At 59.4% G+C, this 17,758-nt stretch carries 18 protein-coding genes and 1 riboswitch; of the genes, 9 read left to right on the plus strand and 9 right to left on the minus strand.

The annotated features are described in order from the left end of the window. Positions 1 to 77: 77 nt before the first annotated feature. On the minus strand, positions 78 to 1,457 hold the full coding sequence (rhlE, locus tag FHC52_RS14455; RefSeq protein ID WP_045909499.1) for an ATP-dependent RNA helicase RhlE: 1,380 nt from the start codon (positions 1,455 to 1,457) through the stop codon (positions 78 to 80). Positions 1,458 to 1,662: 205 nt separating this feature from the next. On the opposite strand from rhlE, the gene cecR reads away from it, so the two are divergent. Genes cecR through FHC52_RS14480 form a run of 5 tightly spaced genes read left to right on the plus strand, consistent with a single transcriptional unit; the run spans position 1,663 to position 7,303 of the window. Next, positions 1,663 to 2,340, plus strand: a complete 678-nt coding sequence (cecR, locus tag FHC52_RS14460; RefSeq protein WP_063453045.1) for a transcriptional regulator CecR — start codon at positions 1,663 to 1,665, stop codon at positions 2,338 to 2,340. Next, positions 2,337 to 3,332 carry a secretion protein HlyD gene (gene hlyD / locus FHC52_RS14465; protein WP_008501153.1) on the plus strand — a complete coding sequence of 332 codons (996 nt, stop codon included), beginning with the start codon at positions 2,337 to 2,339 and terminating at the stop codon, positions 3,330 to 3,332. The genes cecR and hlyD overlap by 4 nt, the downstream gene beginning before the upstream one ends. Then, positions 3,325 to 5,064 (plus strand): ATP-binding cassette domain-containing protein, encoded by a 1,740-nt coding sequence (locus tag FHC52_RS14470; RefSeq protein WP_126287689.1) that lies wholly within the window; start codon positions 3,325 to 3,327, stop codon positions 5,062 to 5,064. The genes hlyD and FHC52_RS14470 overlap by 8 nt, the downstream gene beginning before the upstream one ends. Next, positions 5,054 to 6,187, plus strand: a complete 1,134-nt coding sequence (locus FHC52_RS14475) for an ABC transporter permease (protein WP_025912866.1) — start codon at positions 5,054 to 5,056, stop codon at positions 6,185 to 6,187. The genes FHC52_RS14470 and FHC52_RS14475 overlap by 11 nt, the downstream gene beginning before the upstream one ends. Positions 6,188 to 6,196: 9 nt before the next feature. Next, positions 6,197 to 7,303 (plus strand): ABC transporter permease, encoded by a 1,107-nt coding sequence (locus tag FHC52_RS14480; RefSeq protein ID WP_008501150.1) that lies wholly within the window; start codon positions 6,197 to 6,199, stop codon positions 7,301 to 7,303. On the opposite strand, the gene FHC52_RS14485 is transcribed toward FHC52_RS14480, so the two are convergent. Further along, positions 7,265 to 7,675: a YbhQ family protein gene (locus tag FHC52_RS14485; protein ID WP_008501149.1), complete on the minus strand. Its 411-nt coding sequence runs from the start codon at positions 7,673 to 7,675 to the stop codon at positions 7,265 to 7,267. The two genes, FHC52_RS14480 and FHC52_RS14485, sit on opposite strands and share 39 nt — an antisense overlap. 133 nt (positions 7,676 to 7,808) lie before the next feature. Here FHC52_RS14485 and FHC52_RS14490 point away from each other — a divergent pair, with 133 nt between their 5' ends. The 3 genes from FHC52_RS14490 to FHC52_RS14500 are packed head-to-tail and all read left to right on the plus strand — an operon-like array spanning position 7,809 to position 10,767. After that, the gene (locus tag FHC52_RS14490; protein ID WP_008501148.1) at positions 7,809 to 8,570 is read left to right on the plus strand and encodes an endonuclease/exonuclease/phosphatase family protein; all 762 of its coding nucleotides are present in this window, start codon (positions 7,809 to 7,811) and stop codon (positions 8,568 to 8,570) included. Then, positions 8,567 to 9,805 carry a cardiolipin synthase ClsB gene (clsB, locus tag FHC52_RS14495; protein ID WP_032656321.1) on the plus strand — a complete coding sequence of 413 codons (1,239 nt, stop codon included), beginning with the start codon at positions 8,567 to 8,569 and terminating at the stop codon, positions 9,803 to 9,805. The genes FHC52_RS14490 and clsB overlap by 4 nt, the downstream gene beginning before the upstream one ends. Continuing rightward, positions 9,805 to 10,767, plus strand: a complete 963-nt coding sequence (locus FHC52_RS14500) for a YbhN family protein (RefSeq protein ID WP_008501146.1) — start codon at positions 9,805 to 9,807, stop codon at positions 10,765 to 10,767. The genes clsB and FHC52_RS14500 overlap by 1 nt, the downstream gene beginning before the upstream one ends. Before the next feature lie 89 nt (positions 10,768 to 10,856). On the opposite strand, the gene FHC52_RS14505 is transcribed toward FHC52_RS14500, so the two are convergent. The 6 genes from FHC52_RS14505 to moaA all read right to left on the minus strand — a co-directional run bounded on the left by FHC52_RS14505 (position 10,857) and on the right by moaA (position 14,336). Continuing rightward, positions 10,857 to 11,564, minus strand: a complete 708-nt coding sequence (locus tag FHC52_RS14505; protein ID WP_008501145.1) for a Bax inhibitor-1/YccA family protein — start codon at positions 11,562 to 11,564, stop codon at positions 10,857 to 10,859. A gap of 64 nt (positions 11,565 to 11,628) precedes the next feature. Further along, the gene (gene moaE, locus FHC52_RS14510; RefSeq protein WP_021240989.1) at positions 11,629 to 12,081 is read right to left on the minus strand and encodes a molybdopterin synthase catalytic subunit MoaE; all 453 of its coding nucleotides are present in this window, start codon (positions 12,079 to 12,081) and stop codon (positions 11,629 to 11,631) included. Between the two features lies 1 nt (position 12,082). Beyond that, complete coding sequence (gene moaD, locus FHC52_RS14515; RefSeq protein WP_023343619.1) at positions 12,083 to 12,328, minus strand: molybdopterin synthase sulfur carrier subunit; 246 nt, start codon at positions 12,326 to 12,328, stop codon at positions 12,083 to 12,085. Beyond that, positions 12,321 to 12,806 (minus strand): cyclic pyranopterin monophosphate synthase MoaC, encoded by a 486-nt coding sequence (moaC, locus tag FHC52_RS14520; RefSeq protein ID WP_220420127.1) that lies wholly within the window; start codon positions 12,804 to 12,806, stop codon positions 12,321 to 12,323. The genes moaD and moaC overlap by 8 nt, the downstream gene beginning before the upstream one ends. A gap of 3 nt (positions 12,807 to 12,809) precedes the next feature. Beyond that, on the minus strand, positions 12,810 to 13,322 hold the full coding sequence (gene moaB, locus FHC52_RS14525) for a molybdenum cofactor biosynthesis protein B (RefSeq protein WP_021240991.1): 513 nt from the start codon (positions 13,320 to 13,322) through the stop codon (positions 12,810 to 12,812). A 24-nt stretch (positions 13,323 to 13,346) separates the two neighbouring features. Continuing rightward, positions 13,347 to 14,336, minus strand: a complete 990-nt coding sequence (gene moaA / locus FHC52_RS14530; RefSeq protein ID WP_008501140.1) for a GTP 3',8-cyclase MoaA — start codon at positions 14,334 to 14,336, stop codon at positions 13,347 to 13,349. Continuing rightward, a riboswitch (molybdenum cofactor riboswitch) is annotated at positions 14,324 to 14,458 on the minus strand. (Overlaps the previous gene by 13 nt.) 225 nt (positions 14,459 to 14,683) lie before the next feature. Here moaA and yvcK point away from each other — a divergent pair. Further along, positions 14,684 to 15,592: a uridine diphosphate-N-acetylglucosamine-binding protein YvcK gene (yvcK, locus tag FHC52_RS14535; protein ID WP_008501139.1), complete on the plus strand. Its 909-nt coding sequence runs from the start codon at positions 14,684 to 14,686 to the stop codon at positions 15,590 to 15,592. Between the two features lie 89 nt (positions 15,593 to 15,681). Here yvcK and uvrB read toward each other — a convergent pair whose 3' ends face one another. Beyond that, positions 15,682 to 17,697, minus strand: coding sequence for an excinuclease ABC subunit UvrB (uvrB, locus tag FHC52_RS14540; protein ID WP_008501138.1), 2,016 nt, complete (start codon positions 17,695 to 17,697; stop codon positions 15,682 to 15,684). Between the last annotated feature and the right edge of the window lie 61 nt (positions 17,698 to 17,758).

Here is a 17,758-nt window from a genome sequence, read left to right on the forward strand (position 1 = left end):
ATAAACAGCCACTATTGTGGCACTTTCTCTTCGCTGCCGCAAAAAGAAAAGCCCGGCTTTACGACCGGGCTTCCAGATTACTGCGGGTTAGCAGGCTTGCGCGGGCGGCGTCGGCGCTGCCCTTCCCCTGCCGGCTTGCCTTCGCCGCTGCGCCACGGATTGTCACCGGCCGGTTTGCTGTCGTTGCTACGACGCGGCGGTTTGCCCGCTGACTTCGGCGCGCCACCTTCAGCACGGCGCGGCTGCTGGCCGCGACCACCGCCGCCCTGACCGCGACCGCCCTGACGACCGTTCTGAATCGGCTCGGCTTTGATCGACGGATCCACTTCATAGCCCGGGGTTTCGATGCGCGGGATCTCTTTCTTCAGCAGGCGTTCGATGTCGCGCAGGAGCTTGTGCTCGTCCACGCAAACCAGAGAGAGCGCTTCACCGGTGGCCGCCGCACGACCGGTACGGCCGATACGGTGCACGTAGTCTTCCGGCACGTTTGGCAGCTCGTAGTTCACCACGTGCGGCAGCTCTTCAATGTCGAGGCCACGGGCGGCGATGTCGGTCGCCACCAGCACGCGGATGTCGCCAGACTTGAAGTCCGCCAGCGCACGGGTACGCGCGCCCTGGCTCTTGTTGCCGTGGATCGCCGCGCTGCGGATGCCGTCTTTGTTCAGCTGTTCCGCCAGGTGGTTCGCGCCGTGCTTGGTGCGGGTAAAGACCAGCACCTGCTGCCAGTTACCCTGACCGATCATCTGGGAGAGCAGTTCGCGCTTGCGCTTTTTATCCACAAAGTGAACGTGCTGCGTCACCTGCTCAGAGGCAGTGTTACGGCGCGCCACTTCCACTTCCAGCGGGTTATGCAGCAGCTTTTCCGCCAGCGCCTTGATCTCGTCGGAGAAGGTCGCGGAGAAGAGCAGATTCTGACGACGCGGCGGCAGCTTGGCCAGCACGCGGCGAATGTCGTGAATAAAGCCCATATCGAGCATGCGGTCGGCTTCGTCCAGCACCAGAATTTCGATGTTATCCAGCTTCACCGCGTTCTGGTGTTCCAGATCCAGCAGACGGCCCGGCGTTGCCACCAGCACGTCCACGCCGCCGCGCAGCTTCATCATCTGCGGGTTGATGCTGACCCCGCCAAACACCACCAGCGAGCGAATGTTGAGATAGCGGCTGTAGTCACGCACGTTCTCGCCAATCTGCGCGGCCAGCTCGCGGGTTGGGGTGAGGATCAGGGCACGAACCGGACGACGGCCTTTGGCGTGCGGCTGGTTTTTTACCAGCAGCTCTAACAGCGGCAGCGTAAAGCCCGCGGTTTTACCGGTGCCGGTCTGGGCGCTGGCCATCAGGTCACGGCCCTGAAGAACGGCAGGAATAGCCTGCTGCTGGATTGGGGTTGGCTCAACGTAGCCCTGCTCTGCGATCGCGCGCAGAATTTCCGGGTTCAGGCCAAGGGAATCAAAAGACATAAAAACTCCGAACCGCCCCGACCATCACAGGTGTAGTTTTCAGGGAGATCTAACAATTGAGAGGACAAAAACCACAATGTCGCGAAGGGGCGGAGTGTAGCAGCTTTTGTGACGTGGCGCATAAAATATCCCTCCGAGTTCCCTCGACGGGGATGCGAATCAGGCATAATCTTAATCAATCGATTGATTAATTTTTAATGCCGCCATGAATACAACACCCACAACAACCAAAGGTGAACAGGCCAAAAACCAGCTTATTGCCGCCGCGCTGGCGCAGTTTGGCGAGTACGGGCTGCACGCGACCACGCGCGATATCGCCGCGCTGGCCGGGCAAAACATTGCGGCGATTACCTACTATTTTGGCTCAAAAGAGGATTTATATCTCGCCTGCGCCGAGTGGATCGCCGATTTTATCGGCACGCAGTTTCACCCGCACGTTGAGGAGGCCACCGCGCTGCTCGGCCAGCCGTCGCCCGATCGCGAGGCCATCCGCCAGCTGATCCTGAGTGCCTGCCACAACATGATCCGCGTGCTGACGCACGACGATACGCTCAACCTGAGCAAGTTTATCTCCCGCGAGCAGCTCTCCCCCACTGCCGCCTATCAGCGGGTACACGATCGGGTCATTGCCCCGATGCATACCCACCTGACCCGGCTGATCGCCGCCTATACCGGGCGGGATGCCAACGATACCGAGACAATTTTGCATACCCACGCCCTGCTGGGTGAAATCCTGGCCTTCCGTCTGGGCCGGGAAACCATCCTGTTACGCACCGGCTGGACACAATTTGATGAGGATAAAGCCGCGCAGATCGGTGAGGTGATCGCCTGTCATCTCGATCTGATCCTGCAAGGCTTAACGCAAAGGAGCCTGAAGTCATGAAAAAACCTGTCGCCATCATTCTGGTGGTCGTTGTGTTGCTTGCCGCGGGCGTCGGTGGATGGCTGTGGTACCAGAGCCATCAGGATAAAGGCCTGACGCTGTACGGTAACGTGGATATTCGCACGGTGAACATGAGCTTCCGCGTGGGCGGACGTCTCGCCTCGCTGAACGTGGACGAAGGCGATGCCATTAAAAGCGGGCAGACGCTGGGGATGCTGGACAAAGCGCCCTATGAGAACGCGCTGTTGCAGGCCAAAGCGGGCGTCTCCGTTGCGCAGGCGCAGTATGACCTGATGCTGGCCGGCTATCGCGACGAAGAGATCGCTCAGGCCGCAGCGGCCGTCAAACAGGCGCAGGCGGCCTATGACTACGCGCAGAACTTCTACGCTCGCCAGCAGGGGCTGTGGAAAAGCCGTACCATTTCCGCGAATGACCTGGAAAATGCACGTTCCTCCCGCGACCAGGCGCAGGCAACGCTGAAATCCGCGCAGGATAAGTTAAGCCAGTACCACACCGGTAACCGCCCGCAGGATATCGCCCAGGCGAAAGCCAGCCTTGAACAGGCGCAGGCCCAGCTGGCGCAGGCAGAGCTGGATCTGCACGACACCACGCTCATCGCACCGTCTGACGGCACGCTGATGACCCGCGCCGTCGAGCCGGGCAGCATGCTCAGCGCGGGCAGCACCGTGTTAACCCTCTCCCTGACCCGCCCGGTCTGGGTACGTGCCTACATTGATGAGCCCAATCTCGGCCAGATGCAGCCGGGCCGCGAGCTGCTGCTCTATACCGACGGTCGCCCGGACAAGCCGTATCACGGCAAGGTGGGCTTTGTCTCCCCTACCGCCGAATTCACGCCGAAAACGGTAGAAACGCCGGACCTGCGTACCGACCTGGTGTATCGCCTGCGCATCATCGTGACCGATGCGGACGACGCCCTGCGCCAAGGCATGCCCGTCACCGTAAAAGTGAACAGCGGGGAACGACATGAATGACGCGGTTATTCAGCTCAACAGTCTGGTTAAACGCTTTAAGGGGATGGATAAGCCTGCGGTCGCGCCGCTGAACTGCACCATCCGGAAAGGCTATGTGACCGGGCTGGTTGGTCCGGACGGCGCGGGGAAAACCACGCTGATGCGGATGCTGGCGGGGTTGCTGAAGCCGGATGAAGGATCGGCCCGCGTGCTGGGCCTGGATCCGATAAAAGACGACGGCCCGCTCCACGCCATGCTCGGCTATATGCCGCAGAAGTTTGGCCTGTATGAAGACCTGACGGTGATGGAAAACCTGAACCTGTACGCCGACCTGCGCAGCGTCACCGGCGAAACCCGGGAGAAAACCTTCGCCCGCCTGCTGGAATTTACCTCGCTCGGCCCGTTCACCGACCGGCTGGCGGGCAAGCTCTCCGGCGGGATGAAGCAGAAGCTGGGGCTGGCCTGCACGCTGGTGGGCGAGCCGAAGGTGCTGCTGCTGGACGAGCCCGGCGTCGGCGTAGACCCGATTTCCCGCCGCGAGCTGTGGCAGATGGTGCACGAGCTGGCGGGCGACGGGATGCTGATCCTCTGGAGCACCTCCTACCTCGACGAAGCGGAGCAGTGCCGGGACGTGCTGCTGATGAACGAAGGCGAACTGCTCTATCAGGGCGAGCCGACGACGCTGACGCAGAGCATGGCCGGGCGCAGCTTCCTGCTGCACAGCCCGCAGGCGTCCAACCGCTCGCTGCTGCAGCGGGTGCTCAGGCTGCCGCAGGTCAGCGACGGGATGATTCAGGGCCGCTCGGTGCGGGTCATCCTCAAAAAAGAGGCCACCGTCGACGATATTCGCCGGGCGCCTGGAATGCCGACGATTGAGACGGAAGAGACGGCGCCGCGTTTTGAAGATGCGTTCATCGACCTGCTGGGCGGCGCGGGGACCTCCGAGTCGCCGCTTGGGGCGATCCTGCACACGGTGGAAGGCACGCCGGGCGAAACGGTGATCGAAGCCAAATCCCTCACTAAAAAATTCGGGGATTTCGCCGCCACCGACAACGTCAATTTCGCGGTGAAGCGCGGCGAGATTTTTGGCCTGCTCGGACCAAACGGCGCGGGCAAATCAACCACCTTTAAGATGATGTGCGGCCTGCTGGTGCCGACGTCCGGCAAGGCGCTGGTGCTGGATATGGATCTCAAGGTCAGCTCCGGCAAGGCGCGCCAGCACCTGGGCTACATGGCGCAGAAATTCTCCCTGTACGGCAACCTGACGGTCGAGCAGAATCTGCGCTTTTTCTCCGGCGTGTACGGCCTGCGCGGGCGGGCGCAGAACGAGAAAATCCGCCGCATGAGCGACGCCTTCGGGTTAACGACGATTGCTTCCCACGCCACCGACGAACTGCCGCTCGGCTTTAAGCAGCGGCTGGCGCTGGCCTGCTCGCTGATGCACGAGCCGGATATTCTGTTTCTGGATGAGCCCACGTCTGGCGTTGATCCCATTACCCGCCGCGAGTTCTGGCTGCATATCAACAGCATGGTGGAAAAAGGGGTAACCGTCATGGTGACCACCCACTTTATGGACGAGGCGGAGTACTGCGACCGCATCGGGCTGGTGTATCGCGGCAAGCTGATTGCCCACGGCACGCCGGACGACCTGAAAAACCAGGCCGCCGACGACGCGGTGCCGGACCCGACCATGGAGCAGGCGTTTATCACCCTCATCCACGACTGGGATAAGGAGAATGCCCATGCGCAGTAACGCCCTTTCCTGGCGCCGGGTGCGCGCGCTGTGCGTTAAAGAGACGCGGCAGATCGTGCGCGATCCCAGCAGCTGGCTGATTGCGGTGGTGATCCCCCTGCTGCTGCTGTTTATCTTTGGCTACGGCATTAACCTGGACTCCAGCAAGCTGCGGGTCGGGATTTTACTCGAACAGCAGAGCGAAGAGGCGCTGGACTTTACCCACGCCATGACCGGTTCGCCCTACATTGACGCCACCATCAGCGACAATCGTCAGGAGCTGATCCAGAAGATGCAGGCCGGGAAGATTCGCGGTCTGATCGTCATTCCGGTGGATTTTGCCGCCAACATGGCGCGGGCGAATACCGATGCGCCGATCCAGGTCATCACTGACGGCAGCGAGCCAAACACCGCGAACTTCGTGCAGGGCTACGCGGAGGGGATCTGGCAGCTCTGGCAGATGCAGCGCGCCGAAGACCGGGGTGAAGAATTTAAGCCGCTTATCGACGTGCAGACGCGCTACTGGTTTAACCCCGCCGCCATCAGCCAGCACTTTATTATTCCGGGCGCGGTAACGATTATTATGACGGTGATCGGCGCGATTCTGACCTCGCTGGTCATCGCCCGCGAGTGGGAGCGCGGCACTATGGAGGCGCTGCTTTCCACCGAAGTGACGCGCGTCGAGCTGCTGCTGTGCAAGCTTATTCCCTACTACTTCCTAGGCATGCTGGCGATGCTGCTCTGCATGCTGGTGTCCGTCTTTATCCTCGGCGTGCCGTACCGCGGCTCGCTGATCGTGCTGTTCTTTATCACCAGCCTGTTTTTACTCAGCACGCTGGGGATGGGGCTGCTCATCTCCACCATCACCCGCAACCAGTTTAACGCCGCGCAGGTGGCGCTGAACGCCGCTTTCCTGCCGTCGATAATGCTCTCAGGGTTTATCTTCCAGATAGACAGCATGCCTGCCGTCATCCGCGCCGTGACCTACGTAATTCCGGCGCGCTACTTCGTGAGCACGCTGCAAAGCCTGTTCCTGGCGGGGAATATTCCGGTAGTGCTGATTATCAACACGCTGTTTTTAATGGCGTCGGCGGTGATGTTTATCGGGTTGACGTGGATGAAAACCAAACGGCGGTTAGATTAAGGAGCGCGCATGTTTCACCGTTTATGGACGTTAATACGCAAAGAGCTGCAATCCCTGCTGCGCGAGCCGCAAACCCGCGCCATTCTGGTGTTGCCGGTGCTGATCCAGGTTTTACTGTTCCCGTTTGCCGCCACCCTTGAGGTGACCAACGCCACCATTGCCATTTACAACGAAGACAACGGCAAACATTCCGTCGAGCTGACGCAGCGCTTTGCGCGTGCGAAAGCCTTTACCCACATCCTGCTGCTGAAAAGCCCGCAGGACATTCAGCCCACCATCGACACGCAAAAAGCGCTGCTGCTGGTGCGCTTCCCGGCGGATTTCTCCCGCAATCTGGATACCTTCCAGACCGCGCCGATGCAGCTGATCCTCGACGGGCGCAACTCCAACAGCGCCCAGATCGCAGCCAACTACCTCCAGCAGGTGGTGAAGGATTACCAGCAGGAGCTGATGGACGGCAAACCGAAGCCCAACAACAGCGAACTGGTGGTGCGCAACTGGTATAACCCGAATCTGGACTACAAGTGGTTTGTGGTGCCGTCGCTGATCGCCATGATCACCACCATCGGGGTGATGATTGTGACCTCTCTCTCCGTCGCCCGCGAGCGCGAACAGGGCACGCTGGATCAGCTGCTGGTCTCCCCGCTCGCCACCTGGCAAATTTTCGTCGGCAAAGCGGTGCCGGCGCTAATTGTCGCCACCTTCCAGGCCACCATCGTGCTGGGGGTGGGAATTTGGGCCTACCAGATCCCGTTCGCCGGATCGCTGGCGCTGTTTTACTTCACGATGGTGATTTACGGGCTGTCGCTGGTGGGGTTTGGGCTGCTGATTTCCGCACTCTGCTCGACGCAGCAGCAGGCGTTTATCGGGGTATTCGTCTTTATGATGCCCGCGATCCTGCTCTCCGGGTACGTCTCGCCGGTTGAGAATATGCCGGTGTGGCTCCAGGATCTGACGTGGATAAACCCGATACGGCACTTTACGGATATCACCAAGCAAATCTATCTGAAGGATGCGAGTCTGGATATTGTCTGGGGAAGTTTGTGGCCGCTACTGGTCATCGCGGCCACGACAGGCTCAGTGGCCTATGCGATGTTTAGACGCAACATCGCGTAGCTTTTTCTCTTTGGTCAGCAACGAGACCACCGCAGGCCCTGCGAGGATGGCCAGACCCGCCAGGGCCAGCAGCAGGTTGTTTTGCAGCACACGTGACAGCAGCCACAGAACAATCATCGCCGCACCAAAGTACCAGGTGGTGGTGAGCTCTTCGAGCACGTCACCCACCTCGCGCCAGCGCGCGTCATGGTGGCGCTGTAAAAACAGCATCGACAGCACGGTGACGCCGTAAAGGACGCATAGCCCCAGGCCAACACGTACCAGCGTGCCGCTCATCCAGCCCATCACCAGTACGGCCACGACCAGTAAATGCAACATTATCTGCCAGCAACTCAGGCCAGTTGCGACACGAACACGTTGTTGCCACTTCATGGCTTCTCTCCTGAAGGATTTTTCTCTGCTTAATCAGACTACCGCACTTTACGGAAAATTCCGTAACGCCGCATCTTTTTGTGACGACGACTACACTTTATTTTCATCGGGATAGTCACTCAGGAAGGAGCTTATGACGAAAAAAATGCAGCATTTCTCGCTTAAAGTGCTGACGATAAACATTCATAAGGGCTTCACAGCATTTAACCGCCGCTTCATTTTACCGGAGCTGCGCGACGCGGTGCGCACCGTCAGCGCGGATATTGTCTGCCTGCAGGAGGTGATGGGCGCACACGAAGTACATCCGCTTCACTTTGAGAACTGGCCCGACACGCCGCACTATGAATTTCTGGCCGACACCATGTGGAGCGATTACGCCTACGGCCGCAACGCGGTCTATCCTGAAGGTCATCACGGCAACGCGGTGCTGTCGCGTTATCCCATTGAACATTATGAAAACCGCGACGTTTCCGTCGGGGAGAGCGAAAAACGCGGCCTGCTCTACTGCCGCATTACCCCGCCCGACCTTGAGCTGCCCATCCACGTCGGCTGCGTTCATCTGGGCCTGCGCGAAGCCCATCGTCAGGCGCAGCTGAAAATGCTGGCCGAATGGGCCAACGCGCTGCCTGACGGTGAACCTGTTGTCGTGGCAGGCGATTTCAACGACTGGCGCCAGCGGGCAAACCATCCGTTGAAGGTGGATGCCGGGCTGGAGGAGATCTTCACCCGGGCGAACGGCAGGCCTGCGCGCACGTTCCCGGTCCGTTTCCCGCTGCTGCGGCTTGACCGCATCTACGTGAAAAATGCCCACGCCAGCAGCCCGACCGCCCTGGCGCTTCTCAACTGGCGGCATCTTTCCGACCATGCCCCGCTCAGCGCGGAGATCCACTTATGAAATGTTCCTGGCAGGAAGGCAACCGGATTACGCTGCTGGTCAACGGGGACGAGTATTACCCGGCCGTGTTTAAGGCAATTGATAACGCCCAGCAGAAAGTGATCCTCGAAACCTTTATCTGGTTCGAAGACAACGTCGGCAAGCAGCTGCACAGCGTGCTCCTGCGCGCCGCACAGCGCGGCGTCAAAATTGAAGTACTGCTGGATGGCTACGGCTCGCCGGACCTCAGCGATGCGTTCGTCAATGAACTGACCGCCGCAGGCGTGGTATTCCGCTACTACGATCCCGGCCCTCGCCTGTTCGGCATGCGGACCAACCTTTTCCGCCGAATGCACCGCAAAATTGTGGTAGTGGATGAGACGGTAGCGTTTGTCGGCGGCATTAACTACTCGGCGGAACATATGTCCGACTACGGTCCGGAAGCGAAGCAGGATTACGCCATTCGCATCGAAGGCCCGGTGGTGCAGGACATCTTGCTGTTTGAGCTGGAGAACCTGCCGGGGAAAGAGGCCGTACGCCGCTGGTGGCGACGCCGCCATCGCCCGGAAGAGAACCGGAAGCCCGGCGAAGCGCAGGCGCTTTTCGTCTGGCGCGACAACGGCGAGCACCGGGACGACATTGAACGCCACTATCTTAAAATGCTGGCCAACGCTAAGCGCGAAGTGATCATCGCCAACGCCTACTTTTTCCCGGGCTATCGCCTGCTGCATGCCATGCGCAATGCTGCAAGACGCGGCGTGCGCGTGAAGCTGATTGTCCAGGGCGAGCCGGATATGCCAATCGTCAAAGTCGGGGCGCGGCTGCTGTACAACTACCTGGTGAAGGGCGGCGTCCAGATCTACGAATATCGTCGTCGACCGCTGCACGGCAAAGTCGCGCTGATGGACGATCACTGGGCCACCGTAGGCTCCAGCAACCTCGATCCGCTGAGCCTGTCGCTTAACCTTGAAGCCAACCTGATCATTCACGACCGCCAGTTTAACCAGACCCTGCGGGATAACCTGCAGGCGTTGATCGTTAACGACTGCGTGCGCGTGGATGAGTCTATGGTTCCCAAACGCACCTGGTGGAACCTGGGCATCAGCGTGGTGGTGTTCCACTTCCTGCGGCATTTCCCGGCGATGGTCGGCTGGCTGCCGGCGCATACGCCGAAGCTGGCGCAGGTGGACCCGCCGGTACAACCCGAAATGGAAACCCAGGACCGCGTAGAAGCGGAAGACGGAGGCAAACCCTGATGTCAAAATCGCATCCACGCTGGCGACTGGCAAAAAAGATCCTCACCTGGGTGTTTTTTATTGCCGTCGCGGTGCTGCTGGTGGTCTACGCGCAGAAAGTGGACTGGGAAGAGGTGTGGAAGGTCATCCGCAACTATAACCGGATGGTGCTGCTGGGCGCGACGGGGCTGGTTATCGTAAGCTACCTGATGTACGGCTGCTATGACCTGCTGGGTCGCGCCTACTGCGGCCACAAGCTGGCCAAACGTCAGGTGATGCTGGTGTCGTTTATCTGCTACGCCTTTAACCTGACGTTGAGCACCTGGGTCGGGGGCATTGGCATGCGCTATCGCCTCTACTCGCGGCTCGGCCTGCCGGGCGGGACCATCACGCGCATTTTTTCCCTGAGCATTACCACCAACTGGCTGGGCTATATTCTGCTCGGCGGGGTGATCTTCACCATCGGCGTGGTGCAGCTGCCCGCGCACTGGTATATCGACGAGGCCACGCTGCGCATTCTGGGCATCGTGCTGCTGCTGATTATCGCCGTTTATCTCTGGGCCTGCGCGTTTGCAAAGCGCCGCCATATGACCATCAAAGGGCAAAAGCTGGTCCTGCCCTCGTGGAAGTTTGCGGTGCTGCAGATGGCGGTCTCCAGCGCCAACTGGATGGCCATGGGGGCGATTATCTGGCTGCTGATTGGCGAGGACGTCAATTACTTCTTCGTGCTGGGCGTGCTGCTGGTGAGCAGCATTGCCGGGGTGATTGTGCACATTCCGGCGGGGATCGGCGTGCTGGAGGCGGTGTTTATTGCCCTGCTGGCCGGGGAGCATGTTTCTCAGGGAACGATTATCGCCGCCCTGCTGGCGTACCGCATGCTGTATTACTTCCTGCCGCTGGCGCTGGCAACGGTCTGCTATCTGGTGCTGGAAAGTCGGGCGAAGAAGCTGCGGGCGAAGAATGAGAGGATGCTAGCGAAGTGAATAAGTCGGGTGGCGGCTTCGCCTTACCCGACCTACGGTTCGCGCTTCGCAGGACGGGCAAGGCGAAGCCGCCACCCGGCAAAACAACCTTAGCGACGGTTGCCTAAAATCCGCAGCAGCATCAGGAACAGGTTGATGAAGTCAAGATAGAGCGTCAGCGCGCCCAGAATCGAGTACTTGCGCAGGTTCGAACTGTCGCGTACGTCGATCTGCTCGCCGATGTTTTTCAGCTTCTGGGTGTCATAGGCCGTCAACCCGACGAAGAGCACCACCCCGATATAGGTCACGGCCCACATCAGCGCGTCGCTCTTGAGCCACAGGTTCACCAGCGACGCCAGCACAATCCCGATCAGCCCCATAAACAGCATGCTGCCGAAACCGCTCAGATCGCGCTTCGTGGTGTAGCCGTACAGGCTCATCGCACCAAACATCCCGCCGGTGACCACGAAGGTGCTGGCGATGGAGGAGTAGGTGTAAACGATGAAAATACTGGAAAGCGTCAGCCCCGTTAGCGCCGAATAGAGCATAAACAGGGTCGTTGCCATGCCGGCACTCAGCTTGTGCACCAGACCCGAAAGCACAAACACCAGCGCCAGCTGCGCAATAATCAGCCCAAAGAAGGTGATTTTGCTGGAGAAGATAAACATCATCAGCTCCGGCGTATTCGCCGCATACCACGCGATAAACGCGGTAAGCAGCAGGCCAACCGTCATCCAGCCGTACACCTGAGCCATATACGTCTGCAGGCCGCTACGGGTCTGCTGCACTATTGAATCGGAACGCGGAAATCGGTCCATGATTCACTCCTGATTAAGATTAAGTAGACACACTCGTTAAGAGTAACACATCCACGTAAACCGACTACCAACGGCTGGCGGCCTGTTTATCGCTGTCGCGAGATTCCACCCAGCGGTCCCCTTCCGGCGTGGCTTCGCGCTTCCAGAACGGCGCTTTGGTTTTGAGGTAATCCATAATGAACTCCCCTGCCGCAAACGCGCTGCCGCGGTGCGCGCTGGTCACCCCGACAAAGACAATCTCCTCGCCGGGCCACATCTCGCCGATGCGGTGAATCACCGTGACGCGTCCGAGCGGCCAGCGGCCTCGCGCCTCATCCACTATCTCCGCCAGCGATTTCTCGGTCATGCCGGGATAGTGCTCCAGCGTCAGCGCCTTCACGCTGTCACCGAGGTTGTGATTGCGCACTTTGCCGGTAAAGGTCACGACCGCACCGTCTTCGTCGCGTTCCGCCAGCCAGCTGTATTCCGTCCCTACGTTAAAGCGCTCAGGGCCAACCAGAATGCGGGTTTCACTCATATTAGCCCCCTGTGACCGGCGGGAAGAAGGCCACTTCATCCCCGGCCTTCAGCGGATGGGTAAGCTCCACCAGCGTCTGGTTAACGGCGGCCAGCAGCTTGCCTTCGTCGAGCGCCAGCGCCCAGCGGTCGCTCTGTGCCGCCAGATGCGCACGCAGGGCCGCAACGTTGTCAAAAGACGCATCCAGCGTCAGGCTGTCGGTATTCACCAGCTCGCGCACCTGCGCAAAAAAGAGCACCTTAATCATGGCTGTCCACCTTAAAATCTCTGGATTTGCCGCCGCTTTTTGCCAGCAGGCGAACCGGGCCAATCACCATGTCTTTCTGCACCGCTTTGCACATGTCGTAGATGGTCAGCGCGGCCACGGACGCTGCCGTCAGCGCCTCCATCTCCACGCCGGTTTTGCCGGTTAAGCGGCACAGCGATTCAATGCGCACGCGGCTCTGCTCCGGCTGCGCCTGCAGGTTCACTTCCACCTTGCTCAGCATCAGCGGATGGCACAGCGGAATTAAGTCCCAGGTGCGCTTGGCGGCCTGAATACCGGCGATGCGGGCAGTGGCAAAGACATCACCCTTGTGATGGCTGCCGTCGATGATCATCGCCAGCGTTTCCGGCAGCATGGTGACGTACGCTTCGGCGCGCGCCTCGCGTACCGTTTCCGCTTTGGCGGAGACGTCCACCATATGCGCTTCGCCAGCGGCGTTAATGTGGGTCAGTTGTGACATAGCTTATTTCTTTAAATGGGGATGGAAATTACACGGACGGGTACGGGCATCCAACTGCGGGGCGATGATGTTTTCCCACGCGGTGCGGCAGGCTTTGGTCGAGCCCGGCATGGCGAAAATCAGGGTGTTGTTCGCCACCCCGGCAACGGCGCGCGACTGCAGCGTGGAGGTGCCAATCTCTTCAAAGGAGAGCATGCGGAACACCTCGCCAAAGCCTTCCACCTCGCGGTCGAACAGCGGGAGCAGCGCTTCAGGCGCCTGATCGCCCGCGGTAAAGCCGGTGCCGCCGGTGATCAGCACCACCTGCACCTCATCGCTGGCGATCCACTGAGAGACCTGCGCGCGAATGGCGTAGCGGTTCTCCTTCACGATCGCTTTATCGACGATGTGATGCCCCGCGTCATGGGCCGCCTCGCGCAGCCAGTGGCCGGAGGTATCATCCTCTTCGCCACGGCGATCGGAAACGGTAAGGATAGCAATGCGTGTCGGGATAAATTCTGCGCTTACCTGACTCATCTTCTGATTCCTTCTTAAGCCTGATTACCCGCCGATGTAAGACAGGTTCTGAGTAATGCCGGTATTGCCCTGATGCAGGAAGTGGGTCTGTTTTTTATGCGTCAGCGCTTCAGAAATGCGCGCTTCAAGCGCCTCCTGCTGGGCATCGTCTGCCAGCAGATCGCGCAGGTCTACGCCGCCGTCCCCGAACAGGCACAGGTGCAGCTTGCCTACGGAAGAGACGCGCAGGCGGTTGCAGCTGGCGCAGAAGTCTTTCTCGTAAGGCATGATAAGCCCAATTTCGCCTTCGTAATCAGGATGGCAGAAGACCTGCGCCGGACCGTCGCTGCGCTGGCGGATCTGGTGGATCCAGCCGCGTTTCAGCAGCGCGTCGCGCAGGACCATGCCGGAGATGTGATGACGGCGGAACAGCTCGCTGCCCTCGCCGGTTTCCATCAGCTCAATAAAGCGCAGCTGAATGGGGCGGGATTTGATCCAGGCGAGGAAGGTGTCCAGCTGATGGTGGTTGACGTCGCGCATCAGCACCGTATTGACTTTGACCTTCTCGAACCCGGCGCTGAACGCCGCGTCGATGCCGTCCATCACCTGGCGGAATTTATCCTGGCCGGTAATGGCGTGAAACTGGCGGGCGTCGAGACTGTCCACGCTGACGTTAATGGCGGTTAAGCCCGCATCGCGCCAGGTGGCCACGTCGCGCGCCATGCGGTAACCGTTGGTGGTCACGGCAATCTGGCGAATGCGGTCGTTTTCACGCACGGCAGCAATGATGTCCGGGAAATCACGGCGCAGAGAGGGTTCACCGCCGGTCAGACGCACTTTTTCGGTGCCGAGCTCAGAGAAGGCGCGCGTGACGCGGCGCACTTCATCCACGGAGAGAAAGCCGTTATTGGTGACGCTGCCCGGTTTGTAGCCGTCGGGCAGGCAGTAGGTGCAACGGAAGTTGCACACATCGGTAATCGACAGACGCAAGTAATAAAACTTACGCGCGAAAGCATCAGTAAGTTGTGAAGCCATGTACACCTTTCCAGATACGGGAGGCACAGTCATTTCTTTCTGTACCCTGGTGGCAAATTCGCCACGGCCAGAGCGCCATATCTTTCGACACAGGCACAAGGGCTAGAGTGTATGTTTTCAGTGTTGAAAACGTGGTTAAGGCGATAGTAGCGCGGAAAGTCTGACAGCGCCATTATCGCTTTTCGCTATATAATTGCGTATATAGCGAATCAATCCTGCATTTTCGCTACAGAATACCTAAAAACTGCACTTTCACATTGATATACGTCATTTTGCTTCGGGTGAGGCATCGTCTTTTAGGGGTAGTTAGGTTACTGTTACGCGATCGAACGTGATAAGGAATACGTATGCGCAATCGCACTTTTGCGGATCTTGACCGAGTGGTCGCTCTTGGCGGAGGCCACGGCCTGGGCCGCGTTATGTCCTCTTTGTCGTCACTCGGCTCAAGGCTGACAGGGATAGTGACCACCACCGATAACGGCGGCTCAACCGGGCGGATCAGACGTGCCGAAGGCGGTATTGCCTGGGGCGATATGCGCAACTGCCTGAACCAGTTAATTACCGAGCCGAGCGTCGCGTCGGCGATGTTTGAGTACCGTTTTGGCGGCAATGGCGAACTTTCCGGACATAACCTCGGAAATCTGATGTTAAAGGCGCTGGATCACCTGAGCGTAAGGCCTCTCGAAGCCATCAATCTGATCCGTAACCTGCTCAAAGTGGACGCATTCCTGATCCCGATGTCTGAACAACCGGTCGATTTGATGGCCATCGACGCCGAAGGGCATGAAGTGTACGGCGAGGTGAATATTGACCAGCTTCTGCTGCCGCCCAAAGAGCTGATGACTTACCCGAGCGTGCCGGCGACGCGTGAAGCCGTAGAAGCAATTGGCGATGCGGATTTAATTCTGATCGGCCCGGGCAGCTTTTACACCAGCCTGATGCCGATCCTGCTGGTGAAAGAGCTGGCGCAGGCGCTGCGCCGCACCCCGGCGCCGATGGTCTACATCGGCAATTTAGGGCGTGAGCTGAGTCCGGCCGCGGCGAGCCTGTCGCTGGCGGACAAGCTGGACCTGATGGAGCAGTACGTCGGTAAGAAAATTATCGACGGTGTCGTGGTTGGGCCAAAAGTGGATGTGACAGGGATTGGCGATCGCGTGGTGGTGCAGGAGCCGCTGGAGGCCTCAGACATCAAGTACCGTCACGACCGCCACCTGCTGCGCGAGGCGCTGGAGAAAGCGATTCAGGCGTTGGGTTAACAAAAACCCCGGTGGCGCTGCGCTTACCGGGGTGACAAAAGACGCTAAACCTGTAGGCCCGGTAAGCGCAGCGCCACCGGGCAAAAAACTCACGATGCCGCGATAAACAGATCCCGCAGCTGATGAAGCTGGTCGCGGATCTGCGCCGCCTCTTCGAACTCCAGGTTCTGCGCGTGCTGCATCATCTGCCCTTCCAGCTCGTGGATCTTCTGCTGCAGCGCTTTTGGCGTCAGCACGACGGTATCTTCTTCCACCACTGAACGCGCCTTGCCGCGGCCTTTCGCTTTGGTTTTGGCAATGTTCTGGCCCAGCGCCAGAATATCCACCACCTTCTTGTTCAGCCCCTGCGGCGTAATGCCGTGTTCTTCGTTGTAGCGCTGCTGTTTCTCGCGGCGGCGCTCCGTCTCACCGATCGCTTTCGCCATCGACGGGGTAATTTTGTCACCGTACAGAATCGCTTTACCGTTGACGTTACGCGCGGCGCGGCCAATGGTCTGAATCAGCGAACGCTCGGAACGCAGGAAGCCCTCTTTATCCGCGTCCAGAATCGCCACCAGCGAAACCTCCGGCATATCCAGACCTTCCCGCAGAAGGTTAATCCCTACCAGCACGTCAAACTCGCCCAGGCGCAGGTCGCGGATAATCTCCATGCGCTCCACGGTATCGATATCCGAGTGCAGATAACGCACCTTCTCGCCGTGCTCTTCGAGATACTCGGTCAGGTCTTCCGCCATACGCTTGGTGAGCGTGGTCACCAGCACGCGCTCGTTAATGGCGGAACGGGCGCGGATCTCAGAGAGCAGGTCGTCTACCTGCGTCGCCACCGGACGCACCTCGATAATCGGGTCCAGCAGCCCGGTCGGACGCACTACCTGGTCAACCACCTCATCGCCCGATTTTTCCAGCTCGTAGTTGCCCGGCGTGGCAGAGACGTAGATGGTTTGCGGCGCCAGCGCCTCAAACTCTTCAAACTTCATCGGACGGTTATCCAGCGCTGACGGCAGGCGGAATCCGTACTCCACCAGCGTTTCTTTACGCGCCCGGTCGCCGCGGTACATTCCGCCGATCTGCGGGATCGTGACGTGGGATTCGTCGATCACCAGCAAACCGTCTGCTGGCAGGTAATCAAACAGCGTCGGCGGCGGCTCGCCCGGCCCGCGCCCGGAGAGGAAGCGGGAGTAGTTTTCGATGCCGGAGCAGTAGCCCAGCTCGTTCATCATCTCCAGGTCGAACTGAGTACGCTGGCTGAGGCGCTGCTCTTCCAGCAGCTTATTGTTCGCCAGCAGCACCTTGCGGCGCTCGGCCAGCTCCACTTTGATCTCTTCCATCGCCTGCACGATACGCTCGCGCGGCGTCACGTAGTGCGTTTTCGGGTAGATGGTGAAGCGCTGGATCACCGACTCAACGTGTCCTGTCAGCGGGTCGAAGAGCGACAGGCGTTCGACCTCCTCGTCAAACAGCTCAACGCGCAGCGCCATATCGTCCGATTCCGCCGGGAAGATGTCGATCACTTCGCCGCGCACGCGGAACGTACCACGCTGGAAGGCCTGGTCGTTGCGGGTGTACTGCAGCTCCGCCAGGCGGCGCAAAATCGCGCGCTGGTCGATAATCATCCCCTGCGTCAGGTGCAGCATCATCTTGAGATAGAGATCCGGATCGCCCAGGCCGTAAATCGCCGAAACAGAGGCCACCACAACCACATCGCGACGCTCCAGCAGCGCCTTAGTGGCCGACAGTCGCATCTGCTCAATGTGTTCGTTCACCGACGCATCTTTCTCGATGAAGGTATCAGAGCTCGGCACATAGGCTTCTGGCTGGTAGTAATCGTAGTAGGAGACGAAATACTCAACGGCGTTTTCCGGGAAGAACTCTTTCATCTCGCCGTAAAGCTGCGCCGCCAGGGTTTTGTTGGGCGCCAGCACCATCGTAGGGCGCTGGAGATCCGCAATCACGTTGGCAATGGTAAAGGTTTTACCCGAGCCGGTAACCCCGAGCAGCGTCTGGTGCGCCAGCCCATCCTCCAGCCCCTCTTCCAGACGACGGATCGCTTCAGGCTGATCGCCAGACGGACGGAAAGCAGAATTCAATTTGAACGGTTTACTCATGGGCGACAACCTGATGACGTTATAAGCGGCAGGTGAATAATTTTACTCCTTGTTGCCAGGA

The sequence above is a fragment of the Enterobacter sp. EC_64 genome, from assembly GCF_019584165.1.
Taxonomy (GTDB): Bacteria; Pseudomonadota; Gammaproteobacteria; order Enterobacterales; family Enterobacteriaceae; genus Enterobacter; species Enterobacter roggenkampii.

Excerpts from the sequence above, each read along its gene's own strand:
- rhlE (WP_045909499.1), bottom strand. The coding sequence starts at position 1,457 with ATGTCTTTTGATTCCCTTGGCCTGAACCCGGAAATTCTGCGCGCGATC.
- cecR (WP_063453045.1), top strand. The coding sequence starts at position 1,663 with ATGAATACAACACCCACAACAACCAAAGGTGAACAGGCCAAAAACCAG.
- hlyD (WP_008501153.1), top strand. The coding sequence starts at position 2,337 with ATGAAAAAACCTGTCGCCATCATTCTGGTGGTCGTTGTGTTGCTTGCC.
- FHC52_RS14470 (WP_126287689.1), top strand. The coding sequence starts at position 3,325 with ATGAATGACGCGGTTATTCAGCTCAACAGTCTGGTTAAACGCTTTAAG.
- FHC52_RS14475 (WP_025912866.1), top strand. The coding sequence starts at position 5,054 with ATGCGCAGTAACGCCCTTTCCTGGCGCCGGGTGCGCGCGCTGTGCGTT.
- FHC52_RS14480 (WP_008501150.1), top strand. The coding sequence starts at position 6,197 with ATGTTTCACCGTTTATGGACGTTAATACGCAAAGAGCTGCAATCCCTG.
- FHC52_RS14485 (WP_008501149.1), bottom strand. The coding sequence starts at position 7,675 with ATGAAGTGGCAACAACGTGTTCGTGTCGCAACTGGCCTGAGTTGCTGG.
- FHC52_RS14490 (WP_008501148.1), top strand. The coding sequence starts at position 7,809 with ATGACGAAAAAAATGCAGCATTTCTCGCTTAAAGTGCTGACGATAAAC.
- clsB (WP_032656321.1), top strand. The coding sequence starts at position 8,567 with ATGAAATGTTCCTGGCAGGAAGGCAACCGGATTACGCTGCTGGTCAAC.
- FHC52_RS14500 (WP_008501146.1), top strand. The coding sequence starts at position 9,805 with ATGTCAAAATCGCATCCACGCTGGCGACTGGCAAAAAAGATCCTCACC.
- FHC52_RS14505 (WP_008501145.1), bottom strand. The coding sequence starts at position 11,564 with ATGGACCGATTTCCGCGTTCCGATTCAATAGTGCAGCAGACCCGTAGC.
- moaE (WP_021240989.1), bottom strand. The coding sequence starts at position 12,081 with ATGAGTGAAACCCGCATTCTGGTTGGCCCTGAGCGCTTTAACGTAGGG.
- moaD (WP_023343619.1), bottom strand. The coding sequence starts at position 12,328 with ATGATTAAGGTGCTCTTTTTTGCGCAGGTGCGCGAGCTGGTGAATACC.
- moaC (WP_220420127.1), bottom strand. The coding sequence starts at position 12,806 with ATGTCACAACTGACCCACATTAACGCCGCTGGCGAAGCGCATATGGTG.
- moaB (WP_021240991.1), bottom strand. The coding sequence starts at position 13,322 with ATGAGTCAGGTAAGCGCAGAATTTATCCCGACACGCATTGCTATCCTT.
- moaA (WP_008501140.1), bottom strand. The coding sequence starts at position 14,336 with ATGGCTTCACAACTTACTGATGCTTTCGCGCGTAAGTTTTATTACTTG.
- yvcK (WP_008501139.1), top strand. The coding sequence starts at position 14,684 with ATGCGCAATCGCACTTTTGCGGATCTTGACCGAGTGGTCGCTCTTGGC.
- uvrB (WP_008501138.1), bottom strand. The coding sequence starts at position 17,697 with ATGAGTAAACCGTTCAAATTGAATTCTGCTTTCCGTCCGTCTGGCGAT.